The 26,847-nt window shown below is 63.6% G+C and carries 34 protein-coding genes; 11 read left to right on the top strand and 23 right to left on the bottom strand.

Translation table 11 applies throughout. The features are described 5' to 3' along the window. Positions 1–37 precede the first annotated feature (37 nt). The gene (locus ACSVHC_RS17165; protein ID WP_437770944.1) at positions 38–1,123 is read right to left on the bottom strand and encodes a 4-hydroxy-3-methylbut-2-enyl diphosphate reductase; all 1,086 of its coding nucleotides are present in this window, start codon (positions 1,121–1,123) and stop codon (positions 38–40) included. Then, positions 1,120–1,998: a hypothetical protein gene (locus ACSVHC_RS17160; RefSeq protein WP_437770945.1), complete on the bottom strand. Its 879-nt coding sequence runs from the start codon at positions 1,996–1,998 to the stop codon at positions 1,120–1,122. Before ACSVHC_RS17160 ends, ACSVHC_RS17165 begins: the two co-directional genes overlap by 4 nt. Before the next feature lie 282 nt (positions 1,999–2,280). On the opposite strand from ACSVHC_RS17160, the gene xseA reads away from it, so the two are divergent. Beyond that, positions 2,281–3,546, top strand: coding sequence for an exodeoxyribonuclease VII large subunit (gene xseA / locus ACSVHC_RS17155; protein WP_437774075.1), 1,266 nt, complete (start codon positions 2,281–2,283; stop codon positions 3,544–3,546). Positions 3,547–3,556: 10 nt separating this feature from the next. Then, positions 3,557–3,814, top strand: a complete 258-nt coding sequence (locus ACSVHC_RS17150; RefSeq protein WP_437770946.1) for an exodeoxyribonuclease VII small subunit — start codon at positions 3,557–3,559, stop codon at positions 3,812–3,814. On the opposite strand, the gene ACSVHC_RS17145 is transcribed toward ACSVHC_RS17150, so the two are convergent. From ACSVHC_RS17145 to ACSVHC_RS17115, 7 genes are all read right to left on the bottom strand, one after another. Further along, positions 3,811–4,665, bottom strand: a complete 855-nt coding sequence (locus ACSVHC_RS17145) for a polyphosphate kinase 2 family protein (RefSeq protein ID WP_437770947.1) — start codon at positions 4,663–4,665, stop codon at positions 3,811–3,813. The two genes, ACSVHC_RS17150 and ACSVHC_RS17145, sit on opposite strands and share 4 nt — an antisense overlap. A 50-nt stretch (positions 4,666–4,715) precedes the next feature. Further along, positions 4,716–5,936, bottom strand: a complete 1,221-nt coding sequence (locus tag ACSVHC_RS17140; protein ID WP_059387460.1) for a pyridoxal phosphate-dependent aminotransferase — start codon at positions 5,934–5,936, stop codon at positions 4,716–4,718. A gap of 234 nt (positions 5,937–6,170) precedes the next feature. Continuing rightward, entirely contained in the window at positions 6,171–7,115 is a 945-nt protein-coding gene (locus ACSVHC_RS17135; RefSeq protein ID WP_437770948.1) for an ABC transporter substrate-binding protein, read from the bottom strand. Continuing rightward, positions 7,112–7,858 carry an ABC transporter permease gene (locus ACSVHC_RS17130; protein ID WP_437770949.1) on the bottom strand — a complete coding sequence of 249 codons (747 nt, stop codon included), beginning with the start codon at positions 7,856–7,858 and terminating at the stop codon, positions 7,112–7,114. The genes ACSVHC_RS17135 and ACSVHC_RS17130 overlap by 4 nt, the downstream gene beginning before the upstream one ends. Beyond that, positions 7,855–8,565: an ABC transporter permease gene (locus tag ACSVHC_RS17125; protein WP_236812105.1), complete on the bottom strand. Its 711-nt coding sequence runs from the start codon at positions 8,563–8,565 to the stop codon at positions 7,855–7,857. Before ACSVHC_RS17125 ends, ACSVHC_RS17130 begins: the two co-directional genes overlap by 4 nt. Next, entirely contained in the window at positions 8,565–9,650 is a 1,086-nt protein-coding gene (locus tag ACSVHC_RS17120; protein ID WP_437770950.1) for an ABC transporter ATP-binding protein, read from the bottom strand. Before ACSVHC_RS17120 ends, ACSVHC_RS17125 begins: the two co-directional genes overlap by 1 nt. 137 nt (positions 9,651–9,787) lie before the next feature. Then, the gene (locus ACSVHC_RS17115; RefSeq protein ID WP_437770951.1) at positions 9,788–10,246 is read right to left on the bottom strand and encodes an NUDIX hydrolase; all 459 of its coding nucleotides are present in this window, start codon (positions 10,244–10,246) and stop codon (positions 9,788–9,790) included. A 56-nt stretch (positions 10,247–10,302) separates the two neighbouring features. On the opposite strand from ACSVHC_RS17115, the gene ACSVHC_RS17110 reads away from it, so the two are divergent. Next, entirely contained in the window at positions 10,303–11,346 is a 1,044-nt protein-coding gene (locus tag ACSVHC_RS17110; protein ID WP_437770952.1) for a pirin family protein, read from the top strand. A 9-nt stretch (positions 11,347–11,355) separates the two neighbouring features. Here ACSVHC_RS17110 and ACSVHC_RS17105 read toward each other — a convergent pair whose 3' ends face one another. Continuing rightward, entirely contained in the window at positions 11,356–12,270 is a 915-nt protein-coding gene (locus tag ACSVHC_RS17105) for an N-acetylglucosamine kinase (RefSeq protein ID WP_439181153.1), read from the bottom strand. A gap of 34 nt (positions 12,271–12,304) precedes the next feature. Beyond that, complete coding sequence (locus ACSVHC_RS17100; protein WP_437770954.1) at positions 12,305–13,279, bottom strand: LysR substrate-binding domain-containing protein; 975 nt, start codon at positions 13,277–13,279, stop codon at positions 12,305–12,307. A gap of 66 nt (positions 13,280–13,345) precedes the next feature. Here ACSVHC_RS17100 and ACSVHC_RS17095 point away from each other — a divergent pair, with 66 nt between their 5' ends. Continuing rightward, the gene (locus ACSVHC_RS17095) at positions 13,346–14,662 is read left to right on the top strand and encodes an MFS transporter (RefSeq protein ID WP_437770955.1); all 1,317 of its coding nucleotides are present in this window, start codon (positions 13,346–13,348) and stop codon (positions 14,660–14,662) included. Positions 14,663–14,668: 6 nt separating this feature from the next. On the opposite strand, the gene ACSVHC_RS17090 is transcribed toward ACSVHC_RS17095, so the two are convergent. After that, positions 14,669–15,832, bottom strand: coding sequence for a trans-sulfuration enzyme family protein (locus tag ACSVHC_RS17090; protein WP_439181152.1), 1,164 nt, complete (start codon positions 15,830–15,832; stop codon positions 14,669–14,671). Between the two features lie 131 nt (positions 15,833–15,963). Here ACSVHC_RS17090 and ACSVHC_RS17085 point away from each other — a divergent pair, with 131 nt between their 5' ends. Then, the gene (locus ACSVHC_RS17085) at positions 15,964–16,467 is read left to right on the top strand and encodes an Lrp/AsnC family transcriptional regulator (protein WP_284980732.1); all 504 of its coding nucleotides are present in this window, start codon (positions 15,964–15,966) and stop codon (positions 16,465–16,467) included. A gap of 40 nt (positions 16,468–16,507) precedes the next feature. Here ACSVHC_RS17085 and ACSVHC_RS17080 read toward each other — a convergent pair whose 3' ends face one another. From ACSVHC_RS17080 to ACSVHC_RS17070, 3 genes are all read right to left on the bottom strand, one after another. Further along, entirely contained in the window at positions 16,508–16,735 is a 228-nt protein-coding gene (locus tag ACSVHC_RS17080) for a 2-nitropropane dioxygenase (protein ID WP_439181151.1), read from the bottom strand. Then, positions 16,732–17,397, bottom strand: a complete 666-nt coding sequence (locus tag ACSVHC_RS17075; RefSeq protein WP_437770958.1) for an ArsR/SmtB family transcription factor — start codon at positions 17,395–17,397, stop codon at positions 16,732–16,734. The genes ACSVHC_RS17080 and ACSVHC_RS17075 overlap by 4 nt, the downstream gene beginning before the upstream one ends. Before the next feature lie 91 nt (positions 17,398–17,488). Further along, positions 17,489–18,727, bottom strand: coding sequence for an MFS transporter (locus ACSVHC_RS17070; RefSeq protein ID WP_437770959.1), 1,239 nt, complete (start codon positions 18,725–18,727; stop codon positions 17,489–17,491). Between the two features lie 168 nt (positions 18,728–18,895). Here ACSVHC_RS17070 and ACSVHC_RS17065 point away from each other — a divergent pair, with 168 nt between their 5' ends. The 4 genes from ACSVHC_RS17065 to zapE are packed head-to-tail and all read left to right on the top strand — an operon-like array spanning position 18,896 to position 21,423. Beyond that, positions 18,896–19,456 carry an Lrp/AsnC family transcriptional regulator gene (locus tag ACSVHC_RS17065; RefSeq protein ID WP_437770960.1) on the top strand — a complete coding sequence of 187 codons (561 nt, stop codon included), beginning with the start codon at positions 18,896–18,898 and terminating at the stop codon, positions 19,454–19,456. A gap of 9 nt (positions 19,457–19,465) precedes the next feature. Continuing rightward, entirely contained in the window at positions 19,466–19,891 is a 426-nt protein-coding gene (locus ACSVHC_RS17060) for a DUF1761 domain-containing protein (RefSeq protein ID WP_437770961.1), read from the top strand. Between the two features lie 18 nt (positions 19,892–19,909). Continuing rightward, positions 19,910–20,905: a magnesium/cobalt transporter CorA gene (gene corA / locus ACSVHC_RS17055; RefSeq protein ID WP_437770962.1), complete on the top strand. Its 996-nt coding sequence runs from the start codon at positions 19,910–19,912 to the stop codon at positions 20,903–20,905. Continuing rightward, positions 20,905–21,423 (top strand): AFG1/ZapE family ATPase, encoded by a 519-nt coding sequence (gene zapE, locus ACSVHC_RS17050; protein WP_437770963.1) that lies wholly within the window; start codon positions 20,905–20,907, stop codon positions 21,421–21,423. Before corA ends, zapE begins: the two co-directional genes overlap by 1 nt. A 451-nt stretch (positions 21,424–21,874) precedes the next feature. Here zapE and ACSVHC_RS17045 read toward each other — a convergent pair whose 3' ends face one another. The 3 genes from ACSVHC_RS17045 to ACSVHC_RS17035 form a co-directional block, all read right to left on the bottom strand. Then, positions 21,875–22,021 (bottom strand): lmo0937 family membrane protein, encoded by a 147-nt coding sequence (locus ACSVHC_RS17045; protein WP_345449193.1) that lies wholly within the window; start codon positions 22,019–22,021, stop codon positions 21,875–21,877. 90 nt (positions 22,022–22,111) lie between these two features. Continuing rightward, on the bottom strand, positions 22,112–22,366 hold the full coding sequence (locus ACSVHC_RS17040) for a hypothetical protein (protein ID WP_437770964.1): 255 nt from the start codon (positions 22,364–22,366) through the stop codon (positions 22,112–22,114). A gap of 4 nt (positions 22,367–22,370) precedes the next feature. After that, positions 22,371–22,640 (bottom strand): hypothetical protein, encoded by a 270-nt coding sequence (locus ACSVHC_RS17035; protein WP_437770965.1) that lies wholly within the window; start codon positions 22,638–22,640, stop codon positions 22,371–22,373. A 326-nt stretch (positions 22,641–22,966) separates the two neighbouring features. Between ACSVHC_RS17035 and ACSVHC_RS17030 the strand changes: the two genes are divergently transcribed. Continuing rightward, positions 22,967–23,674: a TetR/AcrR family transcriptional regulator C-terminal domain-containing protein gene (locus ACSVHC_RS17030; RefSeq protein WP_437774076.1), complete on the top strand. Its 708-nt coding sequence runs from the start codon at positions 22,967–22,969 to the stop codon at positions 23,672–23,674. A 123-nt stretch (positions 23,675–23,797) separates the two neighbouring features. Here the strand turns inward: ACSVHC_RS17030 and ACSVHC_RS17025 are convergent, their stop codons facing one another. From ACSVHC_RS17025 to ACSVHC_RS17010, 4 genes are all read right to left on the bottom strand, one after another. Continuing rightward, a complete protein-coding gene (locus tag ACSVHC_RS17025) occupies positions 23,798–24,361 on the bottom strand; it encodes a GNAT family N-acetyltransferase (protein ID WP_437770966.1) in 564 nt (187 codons plus the stop codon). Positions 24,362–24,430: 69 nt separating this feature from the next. Beyond that, a complete protein-coding gene (gene crcB / locus ACSVHC_RS17020) occupies positions 24,431–24,799 on the bottom strand; it encodes a fluoride efflux transporter CrcB (protein ID WP_437770967.1) in 369 nt (122 codons plus the stop codon). Continuing rightward, a complete protein-coding gene (locus ACSVHC_RS17015; RefSeq protein ID WP_437770968.1) occupies positions 24,796–25,296 on the bottom strand; it encodes a fluoride efflux transporter FluC in 501 nt (166 codons plus the stop codon). Before ACSVHC_RS17015 ends, crcB begins: the two co-directional genes overlap by 4 nt. Further along, positions 25,293–25,829, bottom strand: a complete 537-nt coding sequence (locus ACSVHC_RS17010; RefSeq protein ID WP_437770969.1) for a universal stress protein — start codon at positions 25,827–25,829, stop codon at positions 25,293–25,295. Before ACSVHC_RS17010 ends, ACSVHC_RS17015 begins: the two co-directional genes overlap by 4 nt. A 106-nt stretch (positions 25,830–25,935) precedes the next feature. Here ACSVHC_RS17010 and ACSVHC_RS17005 point away from each other — a divergent pair, with 106 nt between their 5' ends. Next, positions 25,936–26,670 carry an SOS response-associated peptidase gene (locus ACSVHC_RS17005; RefSeq protein WP_437770970.1) on the top strand — a complete coding sequence of 245 codons (735 nt, stop codon included), beginning with the start codon at positions 25,936–25,938 and terminating at the stop codon, positions 26,668–26,670. Between the two features lies 1 nt (position 26,671). Here ACSVHC_RS17005 and ACSVHC_RS17000 read toward each other — a convergent pair whose 3' ends face one another. Next, on the bottom strand, positions 26,672–26,797 hold the full coding sequence (locus tag ACSVHC_RS17000; RefSeq protein WP_439181150.1) for a hypothetical protein: 126 nt from the start codon (positions 26,795–26,797) through the stop codon (positions 26,672–26,674). Positions 26,798–26,847: the final 50 nt, after the last annotated feature.

Below are 26,847 nucleotides of genomic sequence, written 5' to 3'. Positions count from 1 at the left end.
TAGTGGTCCGGGCCCGGCAAAACGGGCCGGGGCCGGACTACGAAGTCTGCCGGTTCCCGCGTCCGCCCAAGGCGCGTGTGACGTCTCCGGCCTCTTTGAGGGTGGCTCGCAGTTCCTTCGGCAACGAGAACAGCAGGTCTTCCTCCGCCGTCACCACTTCTTCAACCGCACCGTAGCCGTAGTCGGCCAGTAAACGGAGAACGTCCTGGACCAGGACTTCGGGAACGGAAGCGCCGGAGGTGACGCCCACGGTGGCGACGCCTTCGAACCAGCTCTCGTCGACCTCGTTCGCGAAATCGACCCGGTAGGAGGCCTTGGCGCCATACTCGAGCGCCACTTCGACGAGCCGTACGGAGTTTGAAGAATTCGCAGATCCCACCACGATTACGAGGTCAGCCTGCGGGGCAATCTTCTTAATGGCCACTTGGCGGTTGGTGGTGGCATAGCAAATGTCGTCGCTGGGCGGATCCTGCAACGTGGGGAACCGCTCCTTGAGCATCCGGACGGTCTCCATGGTCTCGTCGACGCTCAGGGTGGTCTGCGAAAGCCAGATCGTCTTCTCCGGATTGCGCACCTTGACCTTGTCCACTTCGTGCGGACCATTGATGATCTGGATGTGGTCCGGGGCTTCGCCCGCCGTTCCTTCCACTTCCTCGTGACCGTCATGGCCGATGAGGAGAATGTCGTAATCTTCCTTGGCGAAGCGGACGGCTTCGCGGTGCACCTTCGTGACGAGGGGGCAGGTGGCATCGATGGTGCGTAGGCCGCGGTCTTCGGCCGACTGCACGACAGCCGGGGACACGCCATGGGCTGAGAAGATGACCAGGGCGCCTTCGGGTACCTCGTCCGTCTCTTCGACGAAGATGGCACCCTTCTCCTCCAGCGAGGTGACCACGTGCACGTTATGTACGATCTGCTTACGCACGTATACCGGCGGACCGTAGTGTTCCAGTGCCTTCTCCACTGCGATGACTGCGCGGTCGACGCCTGCGCAATATCCGCGGGGGGCCGCGAGCAAGACTCGTTTGGGGCCGGAGACCGGAGCGGCGGCCAGCACCTCTTCCGGCGTCCGACGCCTACGCGGGATAGAGGGCATCGGAATGGAAACTGCTGAGCTGGTCATCCCTCCATGCTACCGGCAGCGTTCGCCCGCACGCTCGGCCTGGCTTTGCGTGAGAAGATCGCACCGAGCAGGCCGAGAAGTGCAAACACTCCCGCGGCAATCCAGGCGATGGTGATCCAACCGGTGAAATTGTCGACGGAAGCTGCCACCAACTCCCGCGCAAAGAGGCCGCCCGTGGCGGTTCCGCCCAGTCCTGCATCGCCTGCGCCCTTGAGCACCGTCGTGGCCACTTGCCACAGCGCGGCGACTGCGGCCAAGCCCAGTCCGGTGAACAAGAGAAGCACTCCCCTGCGCTTCGCGGAAAGCAAGCCCAGGGCAAACAGCAGGACGGCGCCGAGGCCGGGAATCCACCACATCGGCGCATACGCGGCGATGGCATCCACCTGCTGGCGCTGAGCGGGGCCGCCGACGTTGATCAGGGTGGATTCCGGCGTCGCAATGGGGAGGCCGGTTGCCGCGTGCAGCCGGTCAGCGGCGAGCTTGACCAGAGGCCCGACGTCGAGCACCAAGGACGTCCCCGCGGTCGAGTTCCCGGGGCCGGCAGTGCCTGCGAAATTCAGTTGGTGGCTCCGGCGTACGGTTTCATCCCACGCTTGCGGGTATTCAGGCCACGTTGACATCGCGGTGGCGGCGTCCTTGAGGAACGAAGCGCCAAGTTGTTCCACGGGCGCCGGTAGATTGATTTTGGATTCAAGGCTTGCGACGGCGGTAGCCGCCAGCCGCGCCTGGAACGCCTGGTCCTTCCCGATCGGAGAGGTGAGAGGCACAAACCCGTCTTCCCGGACGACGTTGGCGTCCGTCCATGCCATCGGGACGGCGATTCCTGTGAGCAGAAGGGCAAAGATCACTGCGATTGCAGAGACGAACGTACGCAATGGATTCCTCAAGTTTGGACTGCAGCAGTTCCGGTCGGGGCGACGACGAGTAAATGTCGGTCATGCATGCTACAAGGTATGGATAGAGTTGGAAGCCTGCCACTTAGCAACGTACCAGCGAGGACGGAACCATGCACCAGCCACCAACAGGAGGCTATCCGCGTGTCCTATGATGCCGTACCCGGCGGCGCGCCACAGGCGTTGCCGATTTCAGGACTCCCGAACCCGGGAGCCCCGGGCGAAGGGTCCTCCGGAGAAGAATCCACGAAGGCAGAGTCAACCCTGCCCGCGACGGCGTCGGAGACAAGTCCCGACAACCCTTGGCCGCTGCAGCTGCTATCCCGCAAGCTCAAGACCCACATAGAACGTGCCCCGGCTGCGTGGATCGAAGGCCAGGTCATCGAACTCAACCGTCGAGGCGGCAGCGCATTCGTGACGCTGCGGGACACCGACGCCGAAATCTCCTTGCCCGCATCGCTGTGGTCCAACGTCCTGGACCGCCAGAAGATGCCACTTGAGCGTGGCTCACGCGTCGTGGCCTTGGTGAAACCCGAATTCTGGCTCAAGACCGGTCGGCTCAACATGTCGATCAAGGACATCCGCCCGGTCGGCCTCGGCGATCTCCTCGCAAGAATCGAGCGCTTGCGCCAGGCCCTTGGCGCCGAAGGGCTGTTTTCAGACTCGCGGAAGAAACGGCTGCCCCTGCTCCCCCACCGGATCGGGCTCATCACCGGCCGCGATTCCGACGCCAAGAAAGACGTACTGCGCAACGCTGCGCTTCGCTGGCCCGCCGTCGAATTCGCCGTCCGGGAGGTCGCAGTCCAAGGAGTTACCGCGGTGAGCCAGATCCTGGCAGCGCTCAAGGAACTCGACGCCGATCCGCACGTGGATGTGATCGTGATCGCCCGTGGTGGCGGAGCGCTGGAAGATCTGCTTCCGTTCAGCAACGAAGATCTGGTCCGTGCGGTATCCGTAGCGGCCACCCCTGTGGTCAGCGCGATCGGCCATGAAGCCGACCATCCCATCCTGGACGATGTCGCTGACCTTCGCGCATCCACACCCACCGACGCCGCAAAGAGGATCGTCCCTGATGTCGTCGAGGAATTGGCGAGGGTACGGCAGGCCCGCGAGCAGCTACGTCGCGGCGTTGGACGACTGGTGGACCGCGAAACGGATCGACTCCACGCCCTAAGATCGCGTCCTGTGCTGGCGTCCCCGGAAGTAATGGTCAAGATACGGCAGGACGATGTCGAACGGCTCCGGAAACATGCCCACACCGCGGTGAGCTCCGCTGTTATCCGCGCACTTGATCAGGTGCACCATCTCCGCGCCCAGGTAAGGGCATTGTCGCCCCAAAAAACGTTGGACCGCGGGTACGCCGTCGTCCAGGTCGCGGGAGCGGATGGGGTCGGCCACGACGTCGTCCGGAGCCCTGACCAGGCCCCTGATGGCACGGAGCTGACCCTCCGGTTGGCGGAAGGCCGCCTTGCCGCCGTATCTTCCGGAGCGCCCGCTGCAGCCGGACAGCCCAGCAAGCACCAGCAATGAGGACTATGAAATGACAGCAGAAAACACATCCCCCGCGGCTAAGGGATCCCCTGAGGACCTGGACAGTCTCAGCTATGAGGAAGCCCGCGAGCAGCTCATGGCCGTGGTTGGCCGCCTTGAAGCCGGCGGAGCAAGCCTTGAGGAATCCCTCGCGCTCTGGGAACGCGGCGAGGCTTTGGCGAAGCGCTGCGAAGAGTGGCTGGAGGGTGCCCGCAGGAGGCTGGCGGCGGCCCGAAGCAACGGCGAGGACGGCGCGGCAGCCAGCTAGGATTGGACGGCCAGAGCCCGCTCCGCCGGCACGTCAAAGTCTGCTTTCGGCCAGCTCAGGTCCAGCTTGCCGAGGGCCTCGAGCAGAAGCTCCTGGACAGCGATCCTCGCAAACCACTTCTTGTTCGCCGGAACCACATACCAGGGCGCCACCTCGGTTGAAGTCTTCTCGAAGACCCGCTGATAGGCGTCCATATAGGAATCCCAAAACGCGCGTTCCTTGAGATCACCCGTGCTGTATTTCCAGTGCTTGGACGGGTCATCCAATCGTGCCAGCAGCCGCGCTTTTTGTTCATCGCGGCTGATGTTGAGCATGACCTTGACGATCGCCGTACCTTGTTCGGCGAGGCGTGCCTCGAACTCGTTGATGGCCGCATAGCGCCGTTCCAGTTCAGCTTCATTCGCCCAACCGTGGACTCGGTGTATCAGCACGTCCTCATAGTGGGATCGGTCAAAAACCCCGACGAACCCGGCGTCAGGCAAGGCTCTCTCGATCCGCCAGAGGAAATCGTGGGCTTTCTCCTCATCAGTCGGCGCCTTGAACGGGGCAACCTTGACACCTTGGGGATCCATTGATCCGACGACATGCTCAACGATCCCGCCTTTGCCTGCGGTGTCCATGGCTTGCAGGATCAAAAGCACCCGTTTGGAGCTGCCGAATTTTCCCTCGGCAAAGAGCATCTCCTGCAGCACGTCCAATCGACCATCCTGCGCTGCCAGCAAAGCTACGCCGTCAGACTTCTTTCCCTTGTAGCCGGGCGTCGATCCGGGGTCTACTGCGTCCAGCGAGAATCCCGGCCCGGCCTTCAAGATCGTGGATACCTGCTTGGTGAATTCCTTGGTCCCGGCCATTTCGACGTCCCCTCTGGTCCGGCCGCATTCGTCGCAGCTTGCACAACAGGCTAGTTGCCTTGGTACCGCCCGAGGAAGTCCGCCATGCGGCCAATCGCTTCTTCAATATCCTTGACGTTCGGCAGGGTCACCATGCGGAAGTGGTCAGGACGCACCCAGTTGAAGGCCCGTCCATGTGAGACGAGGATCTTTTGTTCCTTGAGAAGGTCGAGGACGAACTTCTCGTCGTCGCGAATGTGATAGACCTCGGGGTCCAACTTCGGGAACAGATAGAGCGCACCCCGGGCCTGTTGTGTGCTGACGCCGGGGATGGCGTTGAGCAGATCGTAGGCCTTGTTCCGCTGTTCAAGGAGCCTGCCGCCGGGCAGGATGAGATCGTTGATGCTTTGGTGTCCACCGAGCGCGGTCTGGATGGCATGCTGTGCCGGCACGTTGGCGCACAGACGCATGTTGGCCAGCAGGTTGATGCCCTCGAGGTAGTCTGCGGCGTCTTTCTTGGGACCGGAGATGGCCATCCAACCGGCGCGGTAGCCACACACCCGGTAGGCCTTGGACAATCCGCTGAACGTCAGGCAGAGCACGTCGTCGCCGGTGAGCCCGGCAAGATTCACGTGGACGGCGTCTTCGTAAAGGATCTTCTCGTAGATCTCATCGGCGAAGACCACAAGGCCATGCTTTTCGGCGAGGGCCACGATCTTCTTGAGGGTCTCCTCCGGGTACACGGCACCAGTGGGGTTGTTGGGGTTGATGACCACGATGCCCTTGGTTTGAGGCGTGATCTTGGATTCCATGTCCTCAAGGTCCGGCTGCCAGCCCGATTCTTCGTCACACAGATAGTGGACCGGACGGCCCCCGGCCAGAGCCACCGAGGCGGTCCACAGCGGGTAGTCCGGAGTGGGGATGAGAATCTCGTCTCCCACTTCCAGCAAAGCCATGAGCGACATGGTGATGAGTTCGCTGACGCCGTTGCCAAGGTAGATGTCGTCAACGTGGATGTTTTGGATGCCGCGGGTCTGGTAGTACTGCGAGACGGCGGTGCGGGCCGAGAAGATTCCGCGCGAATCGCTGTATCCCTGGGCATGGGGCAGGTGGCGGATCATGTCCACCAAGATCGCGTCCGGCGCTTCGAATCCGAACGGTGCCGGGTTTCCGATATTCAGTTTGAGGATGCGGTGACCCTCTGCCTCCATCTGCTGGGCGGCCTGAAGAATCGGTCCACGGATGTCGTAAAGGACATTATGAAGCTTGGTGGACTGCTTGAATTCTGCCATTCATCAAATATGCCATATCGGGGATGTACTTCCGTTGAGACATCACTCACATTAACGACGACGGCGGCGAGGCCCCCAAAAAGGGTTCCTCACCGCCGTCGGGCATTCCTTGGCAGGGGCCTCCGCCGCCTGGGCCCCCGCTACCGAGGGGCCCCAATAGAGCTTGCGAGATTGGGGAGGTAGCGGGGAGGCTTCCCTGGACGAGCGGAGCGAGGCGAGGGAGGCGGTGGGGACTTACTTCACGATCCCCTTGTCCTTGAGCCAAGCGGCTGCAGCGTCCTTGGGATTCTGCTTTTGGTTGCCGCTGACTGCGCGGTTAAGGCTGATGAGATCGTCCGTGGTGAGGATCTTGGAGACGTTGTTGAGCGCATCCTTCGCCTTGTCCGTCATCTTGGCCATGTTGTACAGCGGGAGGACCTGCTGGGCCTTGAAGTTGTTCTTAGGATCATCCAGCACCACCAGGGCGTTGTCCGGGATGGACGGCGTGGTGGTGTAGATGTCGGCAACCTGGACGTCGTTCGACAACAGAGCCTGGAGCGTGAGGTTGCCGCCTCCGTCGCTGAACGGCTTCAGGCCCTTGAGCACGCAGTTGTAGTTGGACTTGAGGCCCGGGAGCCCGTAGGCGCGGGTCTCAAAGGTTGCCGGTGCCGCAATCGTGAAGTCGCCGCAATTCTTTGCGAGGTCTTCGATGGACTTTAGCTTGTACTTCTCCGCCGTGGCCTTCGTGACAACCATGGCGTCCTTGTCTTCAGCCTTGGCGGGGTCGAGCACTCCGAGGCCCTTTGGAAGCTTCCCGGGCAGCGCCTTGAAGACATCGTCGGCCGACACCTGCGAGGCGTTGGTGTCCAGGTAGGACAGCAAGTTGCCGGAGTAGTCAGGGGCGAGGTCGATCGAACCGTCTTGCACGGCCTTGAAGTAGATTTCGCGGGATCCGATATTGGGCTTCGTCGTTGCGGTGACGCCGGCGGCGTTCAGTGCTCCGGCGTAGATTTCGGCGATGACCTGGCTTTCGGGGAAATCTGCCGAGCCTACGGTGAGCGAGCCACCGGCCCCCGAAGGAGCGTTGGTGGACGGGCTGGACAGCGGGCTGCCGCCACATGCGCTCAGTGCGAGCGCAATGCCGACTCCGGCCGCCAGGCCGCCGAGCCCGCGGCGGGTCAGGGTGACGGGTTGCTTCATGCGGTACCTCCTTGAACGGCAGTCCCCGCTGGTGCGGCGGCTGCGAGATCTCCGGCGACCTTGTGGCCGCCGTTGGAATCGATGGAAAGTCCGGGCGGGAGGAGGATCCTCTGCGCCATGGCCAGAATGAGGTCGACGACGATTGCCAACGCCGCGATGAGCAGTGACCCGCCGAGCATGCGGGGGAAGTCCTGAAGGACCAATCCGTCAAAAAGATAACGCCCCAGGCCTCCCAGCGGAAGATACGCCACCACGGAAACCGTCGCGATGACCTGGAGGACCGCCGTGCGGATGCCGCCGAACATGACCTGAAGTCCGTTGGGCAGCTCTACGCGGAACAGGATCTGCAGTTCTGTCATGCCCATGGCGCGGGCTCCGTCAACCACCGTTGGATCAACGCTGGAAATCCCGGCGTAGGTCCCGGCCAGGAGGGGCGGCACTGTCAGGATGACGAGGGCCCAGACGGGAGGCATGAGGCCGCTTCCGGCCAACAGGGCGAAGAGGACAAGCAGTCCGAGGGTCGGGAGGGCCCGCAGGGCGCCGGCGAACGCCACGGCAACCACGCGCCCGTGTCCTGTGTGCCCGATGAAGAGACCCAGGGGCATGGCGATGGCCGCGGCAATCACCAGGACCAGCCCGGAATACTGCAGGTGTTCCAGGAGCCTCGTAGCGATTCCGCCGCTTCCTGACCAGTGAGCCGGGTCCGTGAGCCAAGCGAGGGTGTCAACGAAGATATTGCTCATCGACTTGCCTCCGCGTGCATCCTGGCATCTGCGATGAACTCCCCTGCTTTGGCCTCTTGCTTGGCCGTGACGGCACCGGCCCGAGTCCAGGGCGTCAGCAGCTTCTCAAGGAGCACCAAGAATGTGTCCATGACGAGGGCCAGCAAGAGGATCGCAATGATGCCGACCACCACCTCGGTGACGAACGCCCGCTGCAGCCCGTCGGTGAACAACATCCCCAGGTTCCCGACCCCCAGGAGCGCGGCGACGCTCACAAGGGAGATATTGCTGACGGACACCACGCGCAGGCCCGCAAAAAGCACGGGCAAGGAAAGCGGCAGGTCGATTTGCAGGAACCGCGCGGTCGGCTTGAATCCCATGGACACGGCCGCCATCCGGAGGTCGTCGTCGACGGAATCGAAGGCGTCCATGGCAGCCCGCACCAGCAAGGCGACCGCATACATGGTGAGGGCAACCACCACGTTGAGCGGATCCAGGATCCGGGTTCCCAGGATCGGCGGCAGGATGATGAAAAGTGCCAGGGAAGGAATGGTATATAACAGGGAACTTGCAGTGGTGACCACGGTCCTGAGGGTACGGTTGCGCCGGGCCAATTGCCCCAAGGGCACCGCGATGAGCAGACCCAAAACCATGGGGATCAGAGCCAGGATAAGGTGCTCGCCGGCCCGCTCAAAGACCATGCCGCTGTTCGCCAGGAACCATTCCATCAGGGGGCGTCCTCCCTGTTGTGCCGGGTCTGTTCGATGAGCGTCAGCACTTCATCGGCTTTGAGGACGCCGGCGAGCCTGCCATCGTCGTCCACCACCACGCCAAGGCCCGAAGGTGAGGACAGCGCGGCATCCAGGGCCCGGCGGAGCGTATCCCCGCGCCGGAACAAGGAACCTCCGGGAATCAGCCCGGCGCCGTCGCGCGGCGAGGCCCACCCCATAGGCCGGGAGTCGCCGTCGAGCACCAAGGCCCATTCGCTGCTGCCCGCGGCAACTTGCGGGGCTTCCACCGTCTTGACCGGATGCACCGGAACAGCATCGGCGCCATTGAAGGCAAGGTGCCGGAAGCCCCTGTCACGGCCCACGAAAGAGGCCACGAAGTCATTGGCAGGTGCCCGGAGGATCTCCTCGGGCGCCGCGTATTGCGCAAGTTTGCCCCCGACGGCGAAGACGGCCACTTTGTCGCCGAGCACGGTGGCCTCATCGATGTCGTGGGTGACGAAGACAATAGTCTTGGCCAGTTCGCGCTGGAGCCGGAGGAGTTCCTGCTGGAGTTCGTCGCGGACCACCGGGTCCACCGCGCTGAAGGGCTCATCCATGAGCAGCACGGGCGGGTCCGCTGCGAGCGCTCGGGCTACTCCGACGCGCTGCTGCTGGCCGCCGGACAATTGGGACGGGTATCGCTTGCCGAGCCCCGAAGCCAGCCCGACGACGTCGAGCAGCTCTTCCGCGCGTTTGCGGGCTGCCGCCCTGGAAACGCCGTTGAGCCGCGGAACGGTGGCAATGTTGTCCAGCACAGAACGGTGCGGCATGAGTCCCGAGGACTGCATGACGTAACCCATGGAGCGTCGCAACTGGGCGGCCGGTTCGTTCGAAACATCCTTGCCGGCCACGGTGATGGTGCCCGATGTCGGCTCCACCATGCGGTTGATCATCCGCAGGGACGTGGTCTTTCCGCAGCCCGAGGGTCCGACGAACACGGTGATGGCACCCTTGTCGATGGACATGCTCAATCCATCAACAGCGGGTTGCCCGCCCTGATACTGCTTGGTGACGCTCTGGAACTCAATCATGGCTTCAGCCATTCCGGGGCTTACCTAACTTTTTGGGCCGCAAATATCAACGATGGAAATCAATCAGCAGTGAACTGATGTTCTACAGCCTAACCAGCACCACCGACGATGTCAGCGCAGGCGCGAAGACCGTAATGAATCGGCAATGCTCAGGGCGTCGGCAGTTTTCCGTTGAGGGGCCGCTCACTGTGCAGGCGGAGGCCGATGTCCACCAGGGACACCCGGTTTAGTCCCGGAACCTTGCCCAGCGGCACCCAGGCGGCGTGGGTAGTGCTGCCGTCTATCTCGTGGGTCAACTCGCCGCCCGTGATGCTTGCCTCGTAGACCAGCCGGATTGCCTGGAAATCACGGTCTGATCCGTCCAGCCGCTCCTCGCCCGGCCAGTGGCCGACGTCGATACCGAGCATCGCTCCGATATCGGCGTCGTACCCGGTTTCCTCCTGGATTTCGCGGCGGCAGCCGTCCACGGGATGCTCCCCCAGGTCCAGGCCTCCCCCGGGAAGGGTCCAGCCTTCCTTGCCGTCTTGCTTCCAATAGGCGAGGAGGATTGCTCCGTCGCGGATGACCACTCCGTACGCGGCCGGGCGGGTGTCGAACTGCATGCTCATGGAGCCAGCCTAGGCCTAAGCTGGGAGGAACACTGTTCAGCACATGGAGTTGTATCGTGACCAACTTGGAAACGGCCCCGGCCCAGGAAGTCTGCCCGGCCGGACATCCCGGACAGGGACCTTTTGTACAGCTTTGGCCGGCCCGCGAAGTGCCCTTGGGCGGCGTCCGGGCCATGAATGTTTCCCGAACCCTCCCGCAGCGCGGAATGCCGACGGTTGGAGCCTGGTGCTTCCTGGACAGCTTCGGTCCGGACCGCGTCGCGATGAGCGTTCTTCCCCACCCGCACATGGGACTGCAGACGGTCACGTGGCCCCTCCAGGGTGAGGTGCGGCACCGCGACAGCGTAGGCAGCGACGTCGTGGTCCGCCCCGGGCAGTTGAACATCATGACGGCCGGCCGCGGCATTTCGCATTCCGAGTTCGGCGTCCTCCCGCCCGGACTTCACCCGGACGCGCCCGACGGCGGCGCCCTCCTGCCGCTGTCCCGGGGCCTTCAGTTGTGGGTTGCTTTGCCCGACGCCGTGAGGCACCGCGCGCCGTCGTTCCAGCAGATCGTCGACCTGCCGGTGGTCGCCGCGGACGGATTCAAGGCCACGGTGCTCGTGGGCGACTTCGCCGGGCAGCGCTCCCCCGCGATCATGTACAGCCCGATTGTCGGTGTCGAAATCTCAGCCTCCGGCCCGATCGAACTGCCGCTGAACCCTGAATTCGAGCATGCCGTCCTGGTCCTGGACGGCTCAGCCGTGATCGACGGCCAGGAAGTCGACCCCGGCCCCTTGGCCTTCCTCGGCATGGGCAGGGAAGCCCTCCGGCTCGACGCGGCTCCTGGAACGCGCTTCATGCTCCTGGGCGGCGAACCCTTCGAAGAAGACATCCTGATGTGGTGGAACTTCGTGGGCCGCACTCACGAGGAAGTGGAGCGGGCCCGCGAAGACTGGGAAGCCCAGGCGCTCCTGAGCGACGAAGACACCCGCGCCGCGCGATTCGGCTGGATCCATGGCCACGGGCCCGACGCCGGAGCCGAAGCCGGGCGCATCCCCGCACCGCCCATGCCGGGGGTCCAGCTCAAGCCGAGGTCCAGGAACAGGGCCACCGACTAACGGCCCCCGCTAAGGCAGTTCCGCGACAATCCGCAGCACACCGAAAACCGGTTCCTGGTCCAGGACCCGCACATCGGTGATCCCGTGCGCGGCCAGTCCTGCCCGGAAAGCTGACTGCAAGGGCTCGACGTTCATTCCGAGCCCGCCGCCAAGAATCACCGGTCCGGGGAGGCCAAGCTGGCGAACGGCCTGCGCCGCCAGCTCCGCGAGATCCCGTCCTGCCTGCTCCAGCAGTTGGCGGCTGATCTCGAGCCCGTCGCGGGCGGTCTGCACCACCGCAGTTGCGCGCTGGGCCCAGTACCGCCGGTCGGTGTCCTCCGAATGGAACAGTGCGATGAGTTTGTTGGGATCGTCTAACCCGCAGGACTCCAAGAGGGCCACTGTGAGACCATCGGGCTCCAGTCCTTTGTTCATGCGCCGGAGGCTGTGACGCACTGCCTCCCGGCCCAGCCAGTAACCGCTTCCCTCATCGCCCAGGAGAAAGCCCCAGCCGCCGGCACGGGCTTCTTCACCTTCGGCATTCTTTCCCCAGGCCGCGGATCCGGTCCCCGCGATGACAGCCACTCCCGTACTGGCCCTGCCTGCCGCCAGCAGCAGGCGGGAATCGTGGACCACCGTGACCTGCGCGCCCGGAACATGGGGTTCGATCAGCTCGGCGAGGGCGCGGGCATCGGCGTCGGTATCGATTCCGCCCGCCCCGGCGAGGACGCGGTCCACGTCGCCCCCACCGATCATGGCGAAGAGCTCGGCGAGATTCCTGGCCGCCGTCTCCCGGCTCACGTTCTGGACGTTGGAGCTGCCGGTGCTTTCGTCGCGGACCGGCTTGCCGTCCTCGAAACGGACACCGCGGGTCTTCGTGCCGCCGATGTCGAGCCCGATGACCGTTGCGTCGGGCCGGGGGGTCGTGTTTTCTGCAGTCTCCACGTCCAAAAGCCTAGCGTGGGCGCACCGGGTGGATCTATTGGGTCGCGGATCGCGCTTTGACAAGGCCTGCGAGCAGCCCCGGCCCTTCGGAAAGCACCATTTCGCGGAAAAGCCTGACGGGGTCGGGTTCCTTGCGCCGTTCACGCCAGGCAATCCCTATCTCGCGGTATGCGAGCTCCGAGTCAAGCGATACCTCCACCCACCCCAGGTCCGTGGAATCCAGGACCCCTTGGGGTCCCGGCCCAAGTCCTCCCGGCGGCAGGATGCTGTAGCCCAATCCGGCCGACACGAGCCCGCGGATGGTATGCGAGTCCTGGCTCTCGAAAGCAACCCTTGGGCGAAAGCCCGCATCCCGGAAGATCGCGTCGGTCAGCGAACGCAGGCCGAAGCCTGGCCCCATGGAAACGAACGGCTCGTGTCTGAGCTCTGCAAGCCGCACGCTGGCGCGCCGGGCCACTGGATGGCGATGATGGACCACCAGCCGCAACGGCTCGCGGTACAGCGCAGCCGAGCCAAGGCCCCTGCCCGGAGCCGCCACGGGTGCCGTCAAGGCGAAGTCAGCGTCACCGGCAACGAGCGATTCAAGGCACGCGGCACGCGCTCCTTGGCTGAGCTCGAAGGCCGTGGAGGGGTGCCGGCTGCGGAATGCGCTCATGAGCAGCGGCAACGTGGCCTCGCCGAAAGTGTGCTGGAAGGTCACCGCGATTCGGCCGCGGACAACATCGGATTCGTGCCGGACCACATCCAGTCCCGCCTGGAATTCCGCCAGCGCCGCTTCGATGTAGGGAAGCAGCGTTTTCGCAGCCGGGGTCAGGCGGACGCCGCGGCCTTCACGGATAAGGAGTTCGGTCCCGACGACGGCGCTAGCCCGGGCAAGCGCCCGGCTCACCGTCGATTGGGGTACTCCGAGCAGCTCGGCCGTCTCGGTGACATGTTCTGTCCGGCCAAGCTCAGCCAGCAGTGGGAGCAACGGCAGCAGTTGGACCAGTTGCTTGTGTTCGATGTCCATACCCGTCCATCCTCAGATCGGCTATCCGCAAAATTATCCAAAACCGCTATCAATCTTAAGTGAATCATGCATTGGAATCATCACTTCTGCTCGCCCTACTGTGGAAAGGTGAGTACAAGCGCAGCATCCCCGAGCCCCGCCGAGTCCGATTGGGAAGGACACCTGAAGGGCTCCATTGCGTACCGGCGGATCCTCGCCGGTCTGGCCCTCGCCGGAGTGGCCACTTTCGCGCAGCTGTACTCCACCCAAGCCGTCCTGCCGCTCATGGCGAACGAACTGCACATCACGGCAGCGGAGGCAGCACTCACCATTTCCTTGGCCACGGTAGGCCTCGCGGCAACGGTGTTGCCTTGGTCCTTCGTCGCCGACAAGATCGGCCGGGTACGTGCGATGGCCATCGGAATCGCGGCGGCCACCGTCCTGGGCCTGCTCGTCCCCCTGGCCCCCACCTTTTCGCTTGTCCTCGCTTTGAGGGCGCTCGAGGGCATGGCCCTTGGCGGTATTCCAGCGATCGCCATCGCTTACTTGAACGAAGAGGTCAACAAAGTCCACGCCGCGCTGGCCGCCGGCAGCTACGTAGCCGGGACCACCCTCGGCGGACTTGCCGGGCGTTTGCTCGCCGGACCCATCGGTGAATTGTGGGGTTGGCGGGCCGCCGCCTTCGCGGTTTCCATCCTTGCGACAGCATCGGCCGCCCTCTTCCTGCTGCTGGTCCCGAAGCCGCGCCGCTTCACTCCAAGTTCCGCCGGAGGTTTCCGTGGGGCCATGAAGACGCTGGCGGACCATTCATCCAATCCGCCGCTGCTGGCTCTGTATATTCAAGCGTTCCTCTTGATGGGCGGCTTCGTCGCCGTGTACAACTACCTCGGATTCCGCCTCCATGCAGCGCCCTTCGGATTGCCGGCCACCGTGGTCAGCCTGATTTTCCTGGCGTATTTGTCCGGTACCGTGAGCTCCCGCTGGGGTGCCGGATTGTCCATGCGCTTCGGCCGCCGCACGGTCATGCTCGCCGGGATAGCGACAATGACGGCCGGCCTTGGACTCACTCTGTGGGACAACATCGCCGCGGTTTTGGCGGGCTTGGTGGTCTTCACCGGCGGCTTCTTCGCCGCGCACAGCATCGGCGCAGGCTGGACCGGGACCATCGCGACGAGCGGCCGCGCGCAAGCCGCGTCGCTGTATAACCTCTCCTACTATCTGGGTTCCAGCATTATCGGCTGGGCCGGCGGACTCGCCTTCCAGGCGTTCGGCTGGACCGCACTCGCCTGGGCGGTCATCGCACTGGGGTGCACGACGTCGGTGATCACCGCCGTCGTGCACCGGTCCCCGGCGTCGCAGCTCGCCGTCGTCGGCTCCTTGGAACCGGCCGGACAGGGAAAGTAGCAGCCGCTAGCGGGTCGACTCGATTGCCTGGACCAGGTCATCGATGATGTCGGCCGGATCTTCCAAGCCGATGGAAAGCCTGAGCATGCGCGCCTGGGGCTTGGCCTCCGGGGCAACCGGGCGGTGGGTCAATCCGGCGGGGTGTTGGATCAACGTATCGATGCCGCCCAGCGACACTGCGTGCGTGATGAGGCGGACCGCGCCGGGAATGCGCTCCGCATGCTCGGCTGATTCAAGGTCGAACGAGATCAACGAGCCCGGACCGCCCATTTGCGTACCGACCAGATGCAGAGGATCGCACTCGGGAAGCCCCGGGTAGTACACCTTTGCGACGAGTTCGTGACTTGCGAGCGCCGCCGCGATCTTGTGGGCGTGGTCCTGCTGGGCACGCACCCGGATGGGAAGGGTGGCCAGGCCCCGGTGCAACAGGTAGGCGGGCCACGGGGTCAGGATGCCCCCGGTCACGGCACGGACCCGACGCAGCCGCGTGGCCCACTCCGGACTTGTTGCCACCACTCCGCCCATGGCATCGCCGTGGCCGCCCAGGAATTTCGTTGCGCTGTGGAGCACCATCGCGACGCCATGTTTGAGTGGCTGCTGGAGGATCGGCGTTGCGAAAGTGTTGTCCACGAGAACCGGAACGTCTCCGGCGTCGGCAACCAGGCGGTTAAGGTCGACGAGGTCCAGGCTCGGGTTCGCGGGGGTTTCCACTACCACCAGCCCGGTGTCCGGGCGGAGGGCATCGCGGACGCCGTCGGCCTTGACGAAGGTGACCTGGTTGCCAAGCAGTCCGCTGGCCAGGACGTGGTCAGTGCCGCCATAGAGTGGCCGCACCGCAACCACGTGCGTCTTGCCTTCTGATTGGGAGGCGAGCAGCACTGCGCTGAACGCAGCCATCCCCGAGGCAAAACCGACAGCTTGCGCTGCACCCTCAAGCGCCGCTACGCCGTCTTCGAACCTGGCTACCGTAGGATTCCAGAGACGCTGGTACACCGTGCTCTGACCGTCGAGGGGCAGCCCGCCCGTGGCCATCTGCTCGTAGGCGAGGCCGCCGTCGTGAACGGAAGGCAAAGGCGCAGTGGTTGAGAGGTCGATGGGAACGGAATGCACGCCCTGCTCCGTGAGTCCTGTCCGGCCCGCGTGGACTGCGAGTGTGTCGATGGCTGTCACTGCTCTCCTTGAATTATTCACCGTTGAATTCGGTCAGTATCTGGCAATAATTCGGAAATTGACAGTGCAAATGAATGCATTGAGCGGAAACTGGCACCTATGATGAATACACAGCACTTTCAGGAGGATCCGTGACCACCACCCCGAAGAACGTTCGGCCCGTCGGCATCAGTGAGCCTTTGGATGCGATCGACGAACGCATCCTCGCGGCTTTGGTTGACGATGCCCGGATCTCCAACAAGCAACTGGCCGAACTCGTCGGAATTGCTCCGTCGACGGCGCTCATGCGCACGCGGTCACTTTCCGAACGCGGCATCATCGAGGGTTTCGAAGCCGTGCTGAGCCTCCCGGCAATCGGCCGATCGGTCCAGGCCCTGATCGCCGTGCGCCTGCGCGCCCATGACCGCGACCAGATCGACCGCTTCACGGCCCGGGTTCCCGCTCTCCCTGCAGTGATCTCCACGTTCCACACCTCGGGCTCCGTGGACTACTTGCTGCATATCGCGGTCGCCAACACCGACGACCTCCGCGACTGGGTCCTGGACAACCTCGCCACGGACCCCGTGGTGGGACACACCGAGACCACTCTGGTCTTCGCCCACATCCAGGGCAACCACGGGCCGCTGCCGGAATAGCGTTGACTTAGCGGGTGATTCTGCTGCCGCCCGGTTCAGTTCAGTGACGTGGTTCGAGGCCCGAGTGTGCGGCCCCCATCGCGTCCTGGCGAAGATCACCTAGATCCTGCCGGCGCGTGAGCGCCGCTCGCTGCATGGCCAGGTCGACCGGAGGAATGTAGCGCCTCCGTTCGGCCCACGCAACCAGGCCGGTTCCGATTCCGGCGGCTGCCGATTCCAGCATGGAGGGCCGGCGGTAGGTGCCGCATGATGCGGTGGCAGTGCTCATGACTCTTTCCCTTCGGTGGCTGCTGCGTGCGACTTCGCGTCGCGGGATTTCTTGTCTCCGGCCCACGCCGGGACTCCGAGGATCGGGAATGCGTTCAAATGGATCTGCACGGGGCGGGCATCGTCCGCCTCGGGTTCGTTGCGGATTTCTTCCAGAAGGTTGCGGGCGAACGCTTCCATGGACCGGGCGTAGCGGCCGAGTTGTTCGGCTGACATCCGGGCGTTGGCGGTGTTGACGATGGCCGCGTCGAGCCAGTCTTCGTCCAAGGAATCCATGCCGTGTGCCATGAAGTCGGCGAGGACAGCCTGCCTGCTTCGTTCGAACTCGCGGGTTACCAGCCGAGATGCCTCCTGCGTCGCCGGCGAATGTGCCAACTCGGGGGACGTGATCTGGATGGCTCCCCTGGGCCGCTCCCACCACCGCTCCCGCGCAGTCCCCTTGCCTTGGACTTCGTGGACGAAGTCGAACTTGGCGAGCTGCCTCAAGTGGTAGCTCGTAGCGCCACTGGATTCATCGAGGAGTTCGGCCAGGCTGCAGGCGGTCTGCGGCCCATAACGCGACAGCATCTCGAGGATCTGAACGCGCAGGGGGTGCGCGAGCGCTTTGAGGGACGCCGTATCGACCTTGCGGACGGGGAATTCCGGCTCTTGAACCTTGTCCATGCCGGAAACGCTACTCTTGCAAAGAAACCTTTGCAAGACTTTCTTTGCAAATCAATCTTTGCGAACTTGGACTTCCAGGATGGACCGTCAGTCAGCCCTTGCGGAGAACCCTGCGGAGGGAGACGACAGCGAGCACCGTCGCTGCAAGCCCGCACACCACGGTGAAACAGCTGGCAGCGGCGCCCAGTCCGATGAACGAAGCGGCCAGGCCCAGCCCGATGACCGGCACAGCGCTGCCAAGGTAGGTGATGACGTAGACAGTGCTGATGATTTGGGCATGCCGGGACGCTTCGACTTTGCCGGCAACGTCGTTGAACACGAGCCGGAAGGCGATCCCCTGCCCAACCCCGGCGGACAGGCTAGCTGCCACCAGCAGCACTGGACTGGAAAGGGAGGCCGCAACGCCGACAAGCATAATGGAAACCCCCAGGACCGCCAGCCCAGCGGGCACGGCGAAACGGCCACGGACCTTCAGCAATTGGCTGAGCGCCGACGCTCCGAGCGTCAGTCCGGCGAGCAGGCCGGTCATGGGGCGGGAATCGGCGTGCACTACGACGGCGAAGTAGCCGGGCGCGAGCGAAAGGCAGAATCCGAACACGGCAAAGCTGAGGAAGCCGACGCTCGAGGCCAGCCAAAACGCTCCCCTCGCTTCCCGCGATACCGAGGGCCGCCGCGGGGCCAACACGGTGTAGGGACGCGGGCCTTCTGCAGGCCGAATCGCGGGGCGCGCCTTGAGAAGCCACAGCGGGACCAGCAAGAGGAGCAGGACGGCCGCGTGGATGAAGAACGGCGTTGACGTGGCACCCGGGAGCAGCGAAAGCAGTCCGCCGATGGCGGGACCGGCCGCCACCCCGCCGGAGGAAGACAACAGGGTGAAGCGGGAGGCCCACTCGGGCCGGGACGGAAGCAATTCACGCAACGCAGCCGAGCTCGCTCCGGTAGCGAGGCCCACGGCAACGCCCTGGAGCATCCGGCCGGCCGAGAGCATCAAGAGGTTGTCAGCGTTTGCGAAAACCAGGCCGCCCGCCAAGCCCACCAGGACCGCCAGCACCAGCGCTGCACGCCTGCCGATATGGTCCGACCAGTGGCCGGCGAGCATCAGCACAGCCACGAGTGCCAGGACGTAGCTCGCAAAGGCAATGGTCACGCCCAATGAAGTGATTCCGAGTTCCGCCTGAAGCAGCGGATACAGCGGGCTCGCCAAGTTGGCACCGACCAGCAGTGTGAACATGACGGCGCCGGCCAGGACCAGCCGTGCCGTGGTGGAAGCATCCCAGCCCGAGCGCGCGGCGGTGGCCTGGCGCATGCGCAGTTCGCTAAAGACAGTCATTTCCGTGCCTTCGCCTCAGCGGCCGTCACGGAACCTGGCCTTGTGGGCCGGGACTGGACGGCCCAAAATATTGATGGCAATAGGATGTCGCAAGCCTGCCGAATAGATCAGATGTCCATGAAAGAATTGATCAGAACAGTCAAAATTGAGATCCACCAATGACCAAAAATGAGCCGGAGTGATGATTTGAACACCCTCGATCCAACGGATCTGAAGATCCTGCTCGAGTTGATCCGTGATCCCAGGATTCAGATCGCCGAACTGAGCGAGTCCCTCGGGATTGCGCGCAACACCGCCCAATCGAGGATGCGCCGCTTGGTCCGCTCGGGCGTACTGAACGACGGCGGCCGCGAGGTCGACCTCGAAAAGGTGGGGTACGACGTCGTCGGCTTCGTGACGCTGGAGGTGACCCACCGGGAACTCGACGGCGTGATCGGAGCCCTCCGCCGCATCCCCCAGGTCCTTGAGGTGCATGAAATTTCCGGGCGCGGCGATCTCTTATGCCGCGTTGTGGCCACCGACACTCACAACCTGCAAACGGCGCTTCGCTCCATCCTCAGAACCAAGGGCGTCATCCGCACGGAAACGGTCCTTGCCCTGCACACCCATATCCCCTACCGGACAGAGCCGCTGATCGGCCGGCTCGTGGACGCCGCTGAAACGTCCGGCGCCGCGAAACGGGTCAAAACGCAGGTTTCCACCGATTCGCCGGTCAGGGAAGCCGACTAGGATTCCAGAATGGATTGGCTCTCTTCTCTTCAGCACCTCAACTGGCTGGCCATACTCCTGGCCTTCATTTCCAGCATGGTCATCGGATTTGTCTGGTACATGCCGGCGGTCCTCGGCAGACGGTGGATGCAGGCTATCGGCAAGACCGAGGAAGACCTCAAGAAGATCGACGGCGGCGCAGGAATCTGGATCCCCATGATGGTGGCCGCAGCGTTCACAAGCATCCTGTTGGCCGTCCTCATCGGAAAGCTGGACGTGCAGGGAAGCTTGCACGCCGGTTTCTTTGCGCTAGTGATTGCGGTGGTCTTCCGCGTCGGCGGCCACGTCATCCACAACGGTTTCGCAGGCAGGCCGTCCGCCGTGACTCTCATCGACTCCGGCCATGACATCGTGGCCATGACTGTCGCCGGGTCAATCATCGGGGCGTTGCAGTAACAAGAGGAGAATAACCTCGTGACCATCATTGACAATGCCGTCTATGTGAACGGCATCCGGACCGCGACTCCGGAAAGCCTTGAGCAAAGCGTCGAAACACTCGCCGCCCATGGCGGAATGGTGTGGATTGGACTGTACCGGCCGGACGAGACGGAAATGGCGGCGGTGGCTGCCGAGTTCGGCCTCCACCTGCTCGCCGTCGAAGACGCGGTCAACGCCCACCAGCGGCCCAAGCTGGAACGCTACGACAACAACCTCTTCACCGTCCTCCGGCCTGCGCGGTACGTAGACGCTACAGAGACCGTGGAGTTCGGTGAGCTTCACATCTTCACGGGGAGGAACTTCGTGGTCACGGTCCGGCACGCGGAAACGCCTGGAGTGGCCAAAGTCCGTCGCGATCTGGAACAACAACCGGAGCTTCTGCGCCATGGTCCCGAAGCCGTCCTGTACGCACTGTTGGACCGAGTGGTGGACGACTATGGCCCCGTGATCTCGGGTCTGGAAAACGACATCGACGAGATCGAGGACCAGCTCTTCGGCGGCGATCCCCTGGTTTCGCGGCGCATTTATGAACTCGCCCGCGAGGTCATCCAGTTCCAGCGCGCAATCAATCCGCTGCCGGAAATGATGGCCTCCCTGAAGCGGGGGTTCGAGAAATACGGAGTCGACATCGAACTGCAGCGCAAACTCCGCGATGTGGAGGACCACGTCGAACAAGTCATATCCCGCGCCAATGGCTTCCGGGACCTGCTTCAAAATGCCCTGACCCTCGACGGGACCTTGACTGCGAACCGGCAAAACGAGGCGAGTGCGGCACAAAACGAACAAACCAAGAAGATCTCCTCGTGGGCGGCGATCTTCTTCGCACCGGCATTCGTCACCGGGCTCTACGGCATGAATTTCGACATCATGCCTGAACTCCATTGGCCGTTCGGCTATCCGATGGCGCTCGGCATGATGGTTGCCGCGGGCTTTGTCATGTATGTGATCTTCAAGCGGAAGAACTGGCTCTAGTGGCTCGTGGACAGGAGGGCTTCAGCAGGGGCAAGATCATTACTCCCGGAACGCCGGCGCAACTGGGGGTCTTTGGTTTGTTCGCGCCGGCGAAGTCACAAGAGCGGATCCTCACCCCCACGACGGAACGGCTCGCCGTCAAAGCTGCTGACGATGTTCTCTGGGTCAGTTTCACGGAATTGTGCGGCGGCCTCATGTCGACGGCGGACTACCTGGCGTTGGCGGAGGACTACGGAACGTGGGTGATCGACGGAGTACCCTCGCCAACGCTTGAGTCGACTGCCGGGTCCGCACCGGCCTGGCAACGGTTCAGCAATGTCGTCGATGTCCTGCACGACCAGGACATCACGCTCTTCCTGGTGGGCCACGGCCCCTTGGACTGGGACCTGGCCCAGGATCCCGCCCACCGGACCAGCACCCAGCCCGTTGATCTGGCCAGAATTGCGAGCCGCCTGTCCCTCCTGGGCCGGGTGGAAGACTCGACGCCTTTTGAAGAAGTCGAGGCCGGGGGCAGCTAAGCATGTCTTCCCCGCCGACACTGGGCGAGGCCAATCGTCGCCTCGGTTCCGGACTTCTCTCTAGGCGCCCGGCCGTAAGATTGCGAAATGACCTTCGCCCAGACGGTGGCCGTGACTTCCCACCGGAGCCGACGAGTGATTTCGACATGACGTGGGGAAACGAATTGCAATCTGGGCATTGAGCGCCGCCCTGCTCTTCGGGCAATGGTGCTTCGATCCTGGTCAAGACGGATACCACGACTTATTCGTGCGGCATCATGGGCGGCCCGGCTCTGCTCCTGGACTCAAGCCCTGCCGCACGCTGAGAGACTCCCAGCCTCCAGGCACTTTGCCTCACGTACGACCTACGGCGAGAGCCGGGCTGGCCAACCAGGGCTGTGATGACGCCGAACGACAACGCCGGGACCCCTTATCACATAAGGAGTCCCGGCGTCGGAGCAAAAGTTCATTGTTATACGCGTGACCTGCCGCGGATGAAGTGGAAAATCAGAACGACGACGGCAACAACCAAAAGCAGGTGAATGAGCCCGCCGCCGATGCCGCCGATAAAGCCGAGAAGCCAGAGAACGGCGATAATGATGGCTATCCAAAGCAACAAGTGTGTCTCCTTCGTTTGTTCGCGTACCCAGGCCGGCGGCCTAGGGCATTCGTTACTAAGTATACTTACCAATGAGGGTAAGTGCGTGGATCAGTGCGGTTTTTCCATTTGGAAGCCGCACCTGGCCAGGACTGCGGCGACGAAACCCGCTGTTGTGGACAGGACGCGGGCCCCGCCGCATTTAGCACAGTTGAAGGCAACGGCGAGGGTTTCGCGTCGGCGGTCCATGATGGTGCTGGAGTCCACGACGAGGTGCAGATCGGTGTCGCAGGTCGCGCACCAGGGCTGCTTGCCCCGGGGCTGGTGGGCGTCCAACGGGAGGTAGGTGCTCGAGATGGCGCTCATCGGATCAGGCCAGGGCCGGGCAGCTTGCCAGAATGTAGTCGGCAGCGGCCGGGCCCGTCATTCGGAGCCCATTGCCGGCAGGATGGATGCCCTTGGTCCTCATCGCCGCCAAAAAAGCGCTCTCGGGCTGCGGCACGGACTGTTGGAGCAAACACCAGCTCGTATACAGGCCGTAAAAGCGATCCCGCCCGAGAGGAGAATCGGACCGGTCGTTGGTGATGATGGTGGCTTCTTCAAGGAATTGGTCGAACTGGATACTAGCCGTATTAGCCATGGGGCCCTTTTTGCAGGTGCGTTGTGTGCTGCCAAGTGGCTATAGCAGCGGAGCCCCAATGCGTGCACATGGCACTGGAGCGGTCACCCGGTTCTGTGGAACTCTGCGGCTCGGGCGGTCTGTGCGTTGTGCGCAGTCACGGGCTTCTGAAGCAGTACGCAGGGCCGTGGCCGTGCGCTGAAATCCGTTTCGGGAAACCTGTGTAGGAACTTGTCTACGATGTAGACTTTACGCGTAGACTACAAAGTAAGCAAGCTTTTTCCGCAGGAACCAGCGAGGACGCGATCAGATCAGGATGGAAACCCGTGCCGCCCCCAAAGAGTCCGATCAATTCTTCAACTGCCGGCGAGAAGGCCACCGGGGAGAAACCCAAGCTGAGCCGCGACCTCGTACTGTCCACTGCGCTCGCACTCGTGGACGCGGAAGGACTCGACGCGCTCACCATGCGCCGTCTCGGGCAGGAACTGGGCCGGGATCCGATGAGCCTCTACCGGTACGCCGCCAATCGTGCTGCGCTCCTGGACGGAGTGACCGAGTTGGTCCTGAAGGAGCTTTCCATCTTCCCGGACCGCCCGGATTGGCAGGCACAGCTCCGGCAGATTGCCCATGACCTGCGCCTGTTGGCGCTGCGGCACCCGAACGTCGTGCCATTGCTCGTGACCCGCCCGCTGTCGACGCCTTTGGGCCTGCGCCCCCTGGGAACGCTGCGCCCGCTTGAGCAGATCCTCTCGTTGCTGATCGACGCAGGGTTCGCCCCGGCGGACGCGCTGCACGTCTACCGGGCTTACTATGGGTTCCTCTACGGCCACATCCTCAATGAGCTGCAGGAATTCATCGTGGATCCGGACGAAAACGAAGCACTACTCCGCCTTGGTCTCCACCGCCTGCCGGCGAAAGAATTTCCCCGCCTTCGCGCGCTTGGCCCGGTTCTTGCGGACTATGACGGCGCGGCCGAACTGGACCAGGGCATCAGCATCCTCCTCGCCGGACTCGCGGCACCCCTCATCCGCGAGAAGACCATCCCAAAGCAGTGACCAGGACAAGACCAGACGCCGGAGGACGGAATGGCACACGCTGACGGCGCTCCCGTGGCCGGCATGAGTTGTACGTGCAGAGTGAGCGTTCTGAAGAGCGCTATGGCGTCTGGACCGCGTCTGTCATTGCGCGACACCAGGTCGCGTGTCCATCCATTCGGCCCGAAGTATTGAAAATACCTCCTTGTCGTAACGCCTGTCGTCGTAGACCCAGCTACTGCGAAGAACACCGTCCGAACGCATGCGCAGCCGCTGCGCGACAGCAACGCTGCGGTCGTTGTCGGTGCGGCACCGCCATTCAACTCGGGACATTCCCCGCTCTACGAACGCCCACTCCATGAGCAGTTCAACTGACCGGGTGATGAGGCCGCCTCCGACAGCATCGGGTTCGAGCCAGCAGCCAATCTCGCAAATGCCCCAGACGGGGTCAAACGTGACAAACATCACGCCTCCAACGATCTTGCCGTGGTCCCAGAGGCCGTAGATACGCGCTCCATCATTCGCGGTGGCCGTGGCGTAACGCTGAAGGGTAGCGCGGGCACCCTCGACGGTGTCGGTGACAAAGGTCGGTCCGACCCACGGCCGGATGTGGTCTCGTGCCCTGCTCATGTGCTCGGCGAACTCGCCGGCATGCCATGTCTCGAGAGGCTTCAAGACGACTCCGTCTCGCACGACCGTTTCAAACATAGTCTCTCCAAAGGTTTTTCCAGTGTTTGGTTGCCACTGGGTGTTGGTGGTTTCTCGGACGTGTACGGCTCAGAACAACAAGACCAGCCCGACGCCGGCTGCCGCGGCTCCGACGCATGCCGCCATAGTGCCCACTCCGTTGAGAACGGCCAGACCGGTCCGGCCGGCCTGGACAAGCCGGACGGTCTCCAAGCTTGCCGTACTGAACGTCGTGTATCCGCCAAGGAACCCTGTGCCGAGAATCAACTGGAGAGATTCTGGAGCCTGATGTGCCATGACCAGCCCTGCCAGGATCCCCATGAGCAGCGAACCGGAGAGGTTGATGAAGATCGTGCCCAGCGGCAACGCAGTCCGGGCCCAGGAACGGACCACCCCATCCACCACGAAACGGGCGGCCGCACCTGCGCCGCCCGCGAGCGCTATGAGAAGGAAGGTCATGTCCGGGCCTTTGGCGTCCGTTGGGCAGACTTGTGCCGGAGCGCCCCAAGCCAGATACCCAGGGTTGTGGCCGCGACACCGCCTAACAGGCTGGCCACCAGGTACCACATGGCGTCCACCCCGCGTCCTGCTCCGAAGAGGTGCACCGAGTCCAGCGCCAGGGTGCTGTAGGTGGTGTAGGCCCCAAGGAAACCACTTCCGATGCCCAAGCGGGCAATCCGGCGGAGACCGGCGTCGGGCCCGCTCCGTGCGAGCGACTCGAGGAGCCAGCCAAGCGCCAGCGCGCCGGATAGATTGATAAGCAGGGTGGGCAGCGGCCACGCGTTTGGCGCAGGAAGAGCCATGCCGAACCCGTAGCGGCTCAAAGCGCCCAGGATTCCGCCGGCGGCGACGAGCAGAACGAACCGCCCGTGCAAGTGGAGCGGGCGGTGCGGGTTCCGGTCCGGTGGTGCCGTCTCGGCTTTGGCTCCCGGCGGTGCGGTGCTGCTTTCCTTCATTGATCCCTGCTTGGGTCGTGACGGCCCAAGGGAACCATGAGCACGGGGCAGTTTTGGCGATGTGCCAAATGCAAGGCTACCGATCCAGTGACCAGTCCTTCAAACTTCGGGCCGAGGCCGTGTTCCTTGGTCCCCACGACGATCATGGAAGCGTTGATGCTCGCCGCATATCGGCCTAGAGACCGGGCAGGTTCGCCGGCGAGGGTCACGAAAGTCCACGGCAAACCCGCTCCGTCGAGTTGATCCGCGATCCGGGATCGGAGCGCCTCCGAGATGGCCGCGGCGTCGTCGTCGATTCCGTCGGGATCGATGGGCTGGGCCGCCAGATGCCCGTCCCGGTCCCCTGCCGCCGGGAAACTCGTGACATCAGCGAAGGCCAGGACCAGTTCCAACCCGGCGCTGAGCGCTACTTCCGCGGCTTTCTCGATCACCGCGACGGGCTGGTGCGGAAGCACCCCTGCCAGCACGGGACCGGTCATGCGGGCCGGGCTGCCCTCGGGCGGCCGCGGGTCCTCGCTGCGAGGGTTGCTCATGGGGCCCTCCAAATGTCCGGGTTGTCAGGATGCAGGTTCTTCCGTCTTGCTCCAGTATGGGCTTCGACGACTGGCATTGTCCCAAGCGCTAAGCGAGAATGTCGATATGTGCGGTCGGTTCAGCGTCGGTTTCGAAGCAGACTATCTCTCGAGGAAGCTCGGTGCAGTGCTGCGCGGTGATACCGACTACCCCTCCCCAACGCTCCAGATCAACCCGACTGACCCCGTGGTCTTTCTGCGGGGACGGGCGGGGGACGGTTCGGTCGGCCGCGAGCTCGCCGCCGGCCGGTGGGGATTGGTTCCGACATTCTCCAAGTCCTTCGATTCGAAGGTACCCACCTGGAATGCGCGCTCGGAAACCGCCGGGTCAATCCCCGTGTTCAGGGCGTCCCTGCCCAAGTGGCGGGCGGTCGTTCCGGCCTCTGCCTACTATGAGTGGAAGAAATCGGGTCCCGGCCGCAAGGATCCCAAGCAGCGCTACATCGTCGAACCGAAGGATGAGCTGATTACCTTCGCGGGATTGTTTGCACCATGGCGAGACGAGAGCATCGAGGACAAGTCCGCGCCCGGCGCATGGCGTTTGTCCTGCTCGATCCTGACCATGGATTCCCCTCCTGAGGGCGTTCACGAGCGGCTCCACAATTTGCATGACCGGATTCCGGTTCCGATCTCTGCGGACATGATCGACGATTGGATCGACCCCAAGGAAACCAGGGGCCAGGCCTTGTTGGACGCCGTGCTGGGCGAGGCGTACGGCTTGTCGTCGGCGTGGACAATGAGGCCCGTGGAACTCGTCGAAGACAACACCAGGTTGGTGGACGTCGCGAACCCGGCTGCCTGACTCAACGCTCGTAGCGCAGCTCGGCCCTCACGTCCGTATCCTTTAGCCACGTCATTCTCGTGGCCGATCCGAAGGGATTCGGCCACCACTGGACCAGGACCTTGCCCTCCGACGTCCGGGTGACCATGGCCGGAACATATTGAAGGTATTTCGGCCAAACGAGCTTGGCGATTACAG

This window comes from Arthrobacter sp. KNU-44, assembly GCF_051843155.1.
Lineage (GTDB): Bacteria > Actinomycetota > Actinomycetes > Actinomycetales > Micrococcaceae > Arthrobacter.
Note: the sequence above shows the minus strand (reverse complement) of the source record. Positions and strands in the feature narration are given on the sequence as shown.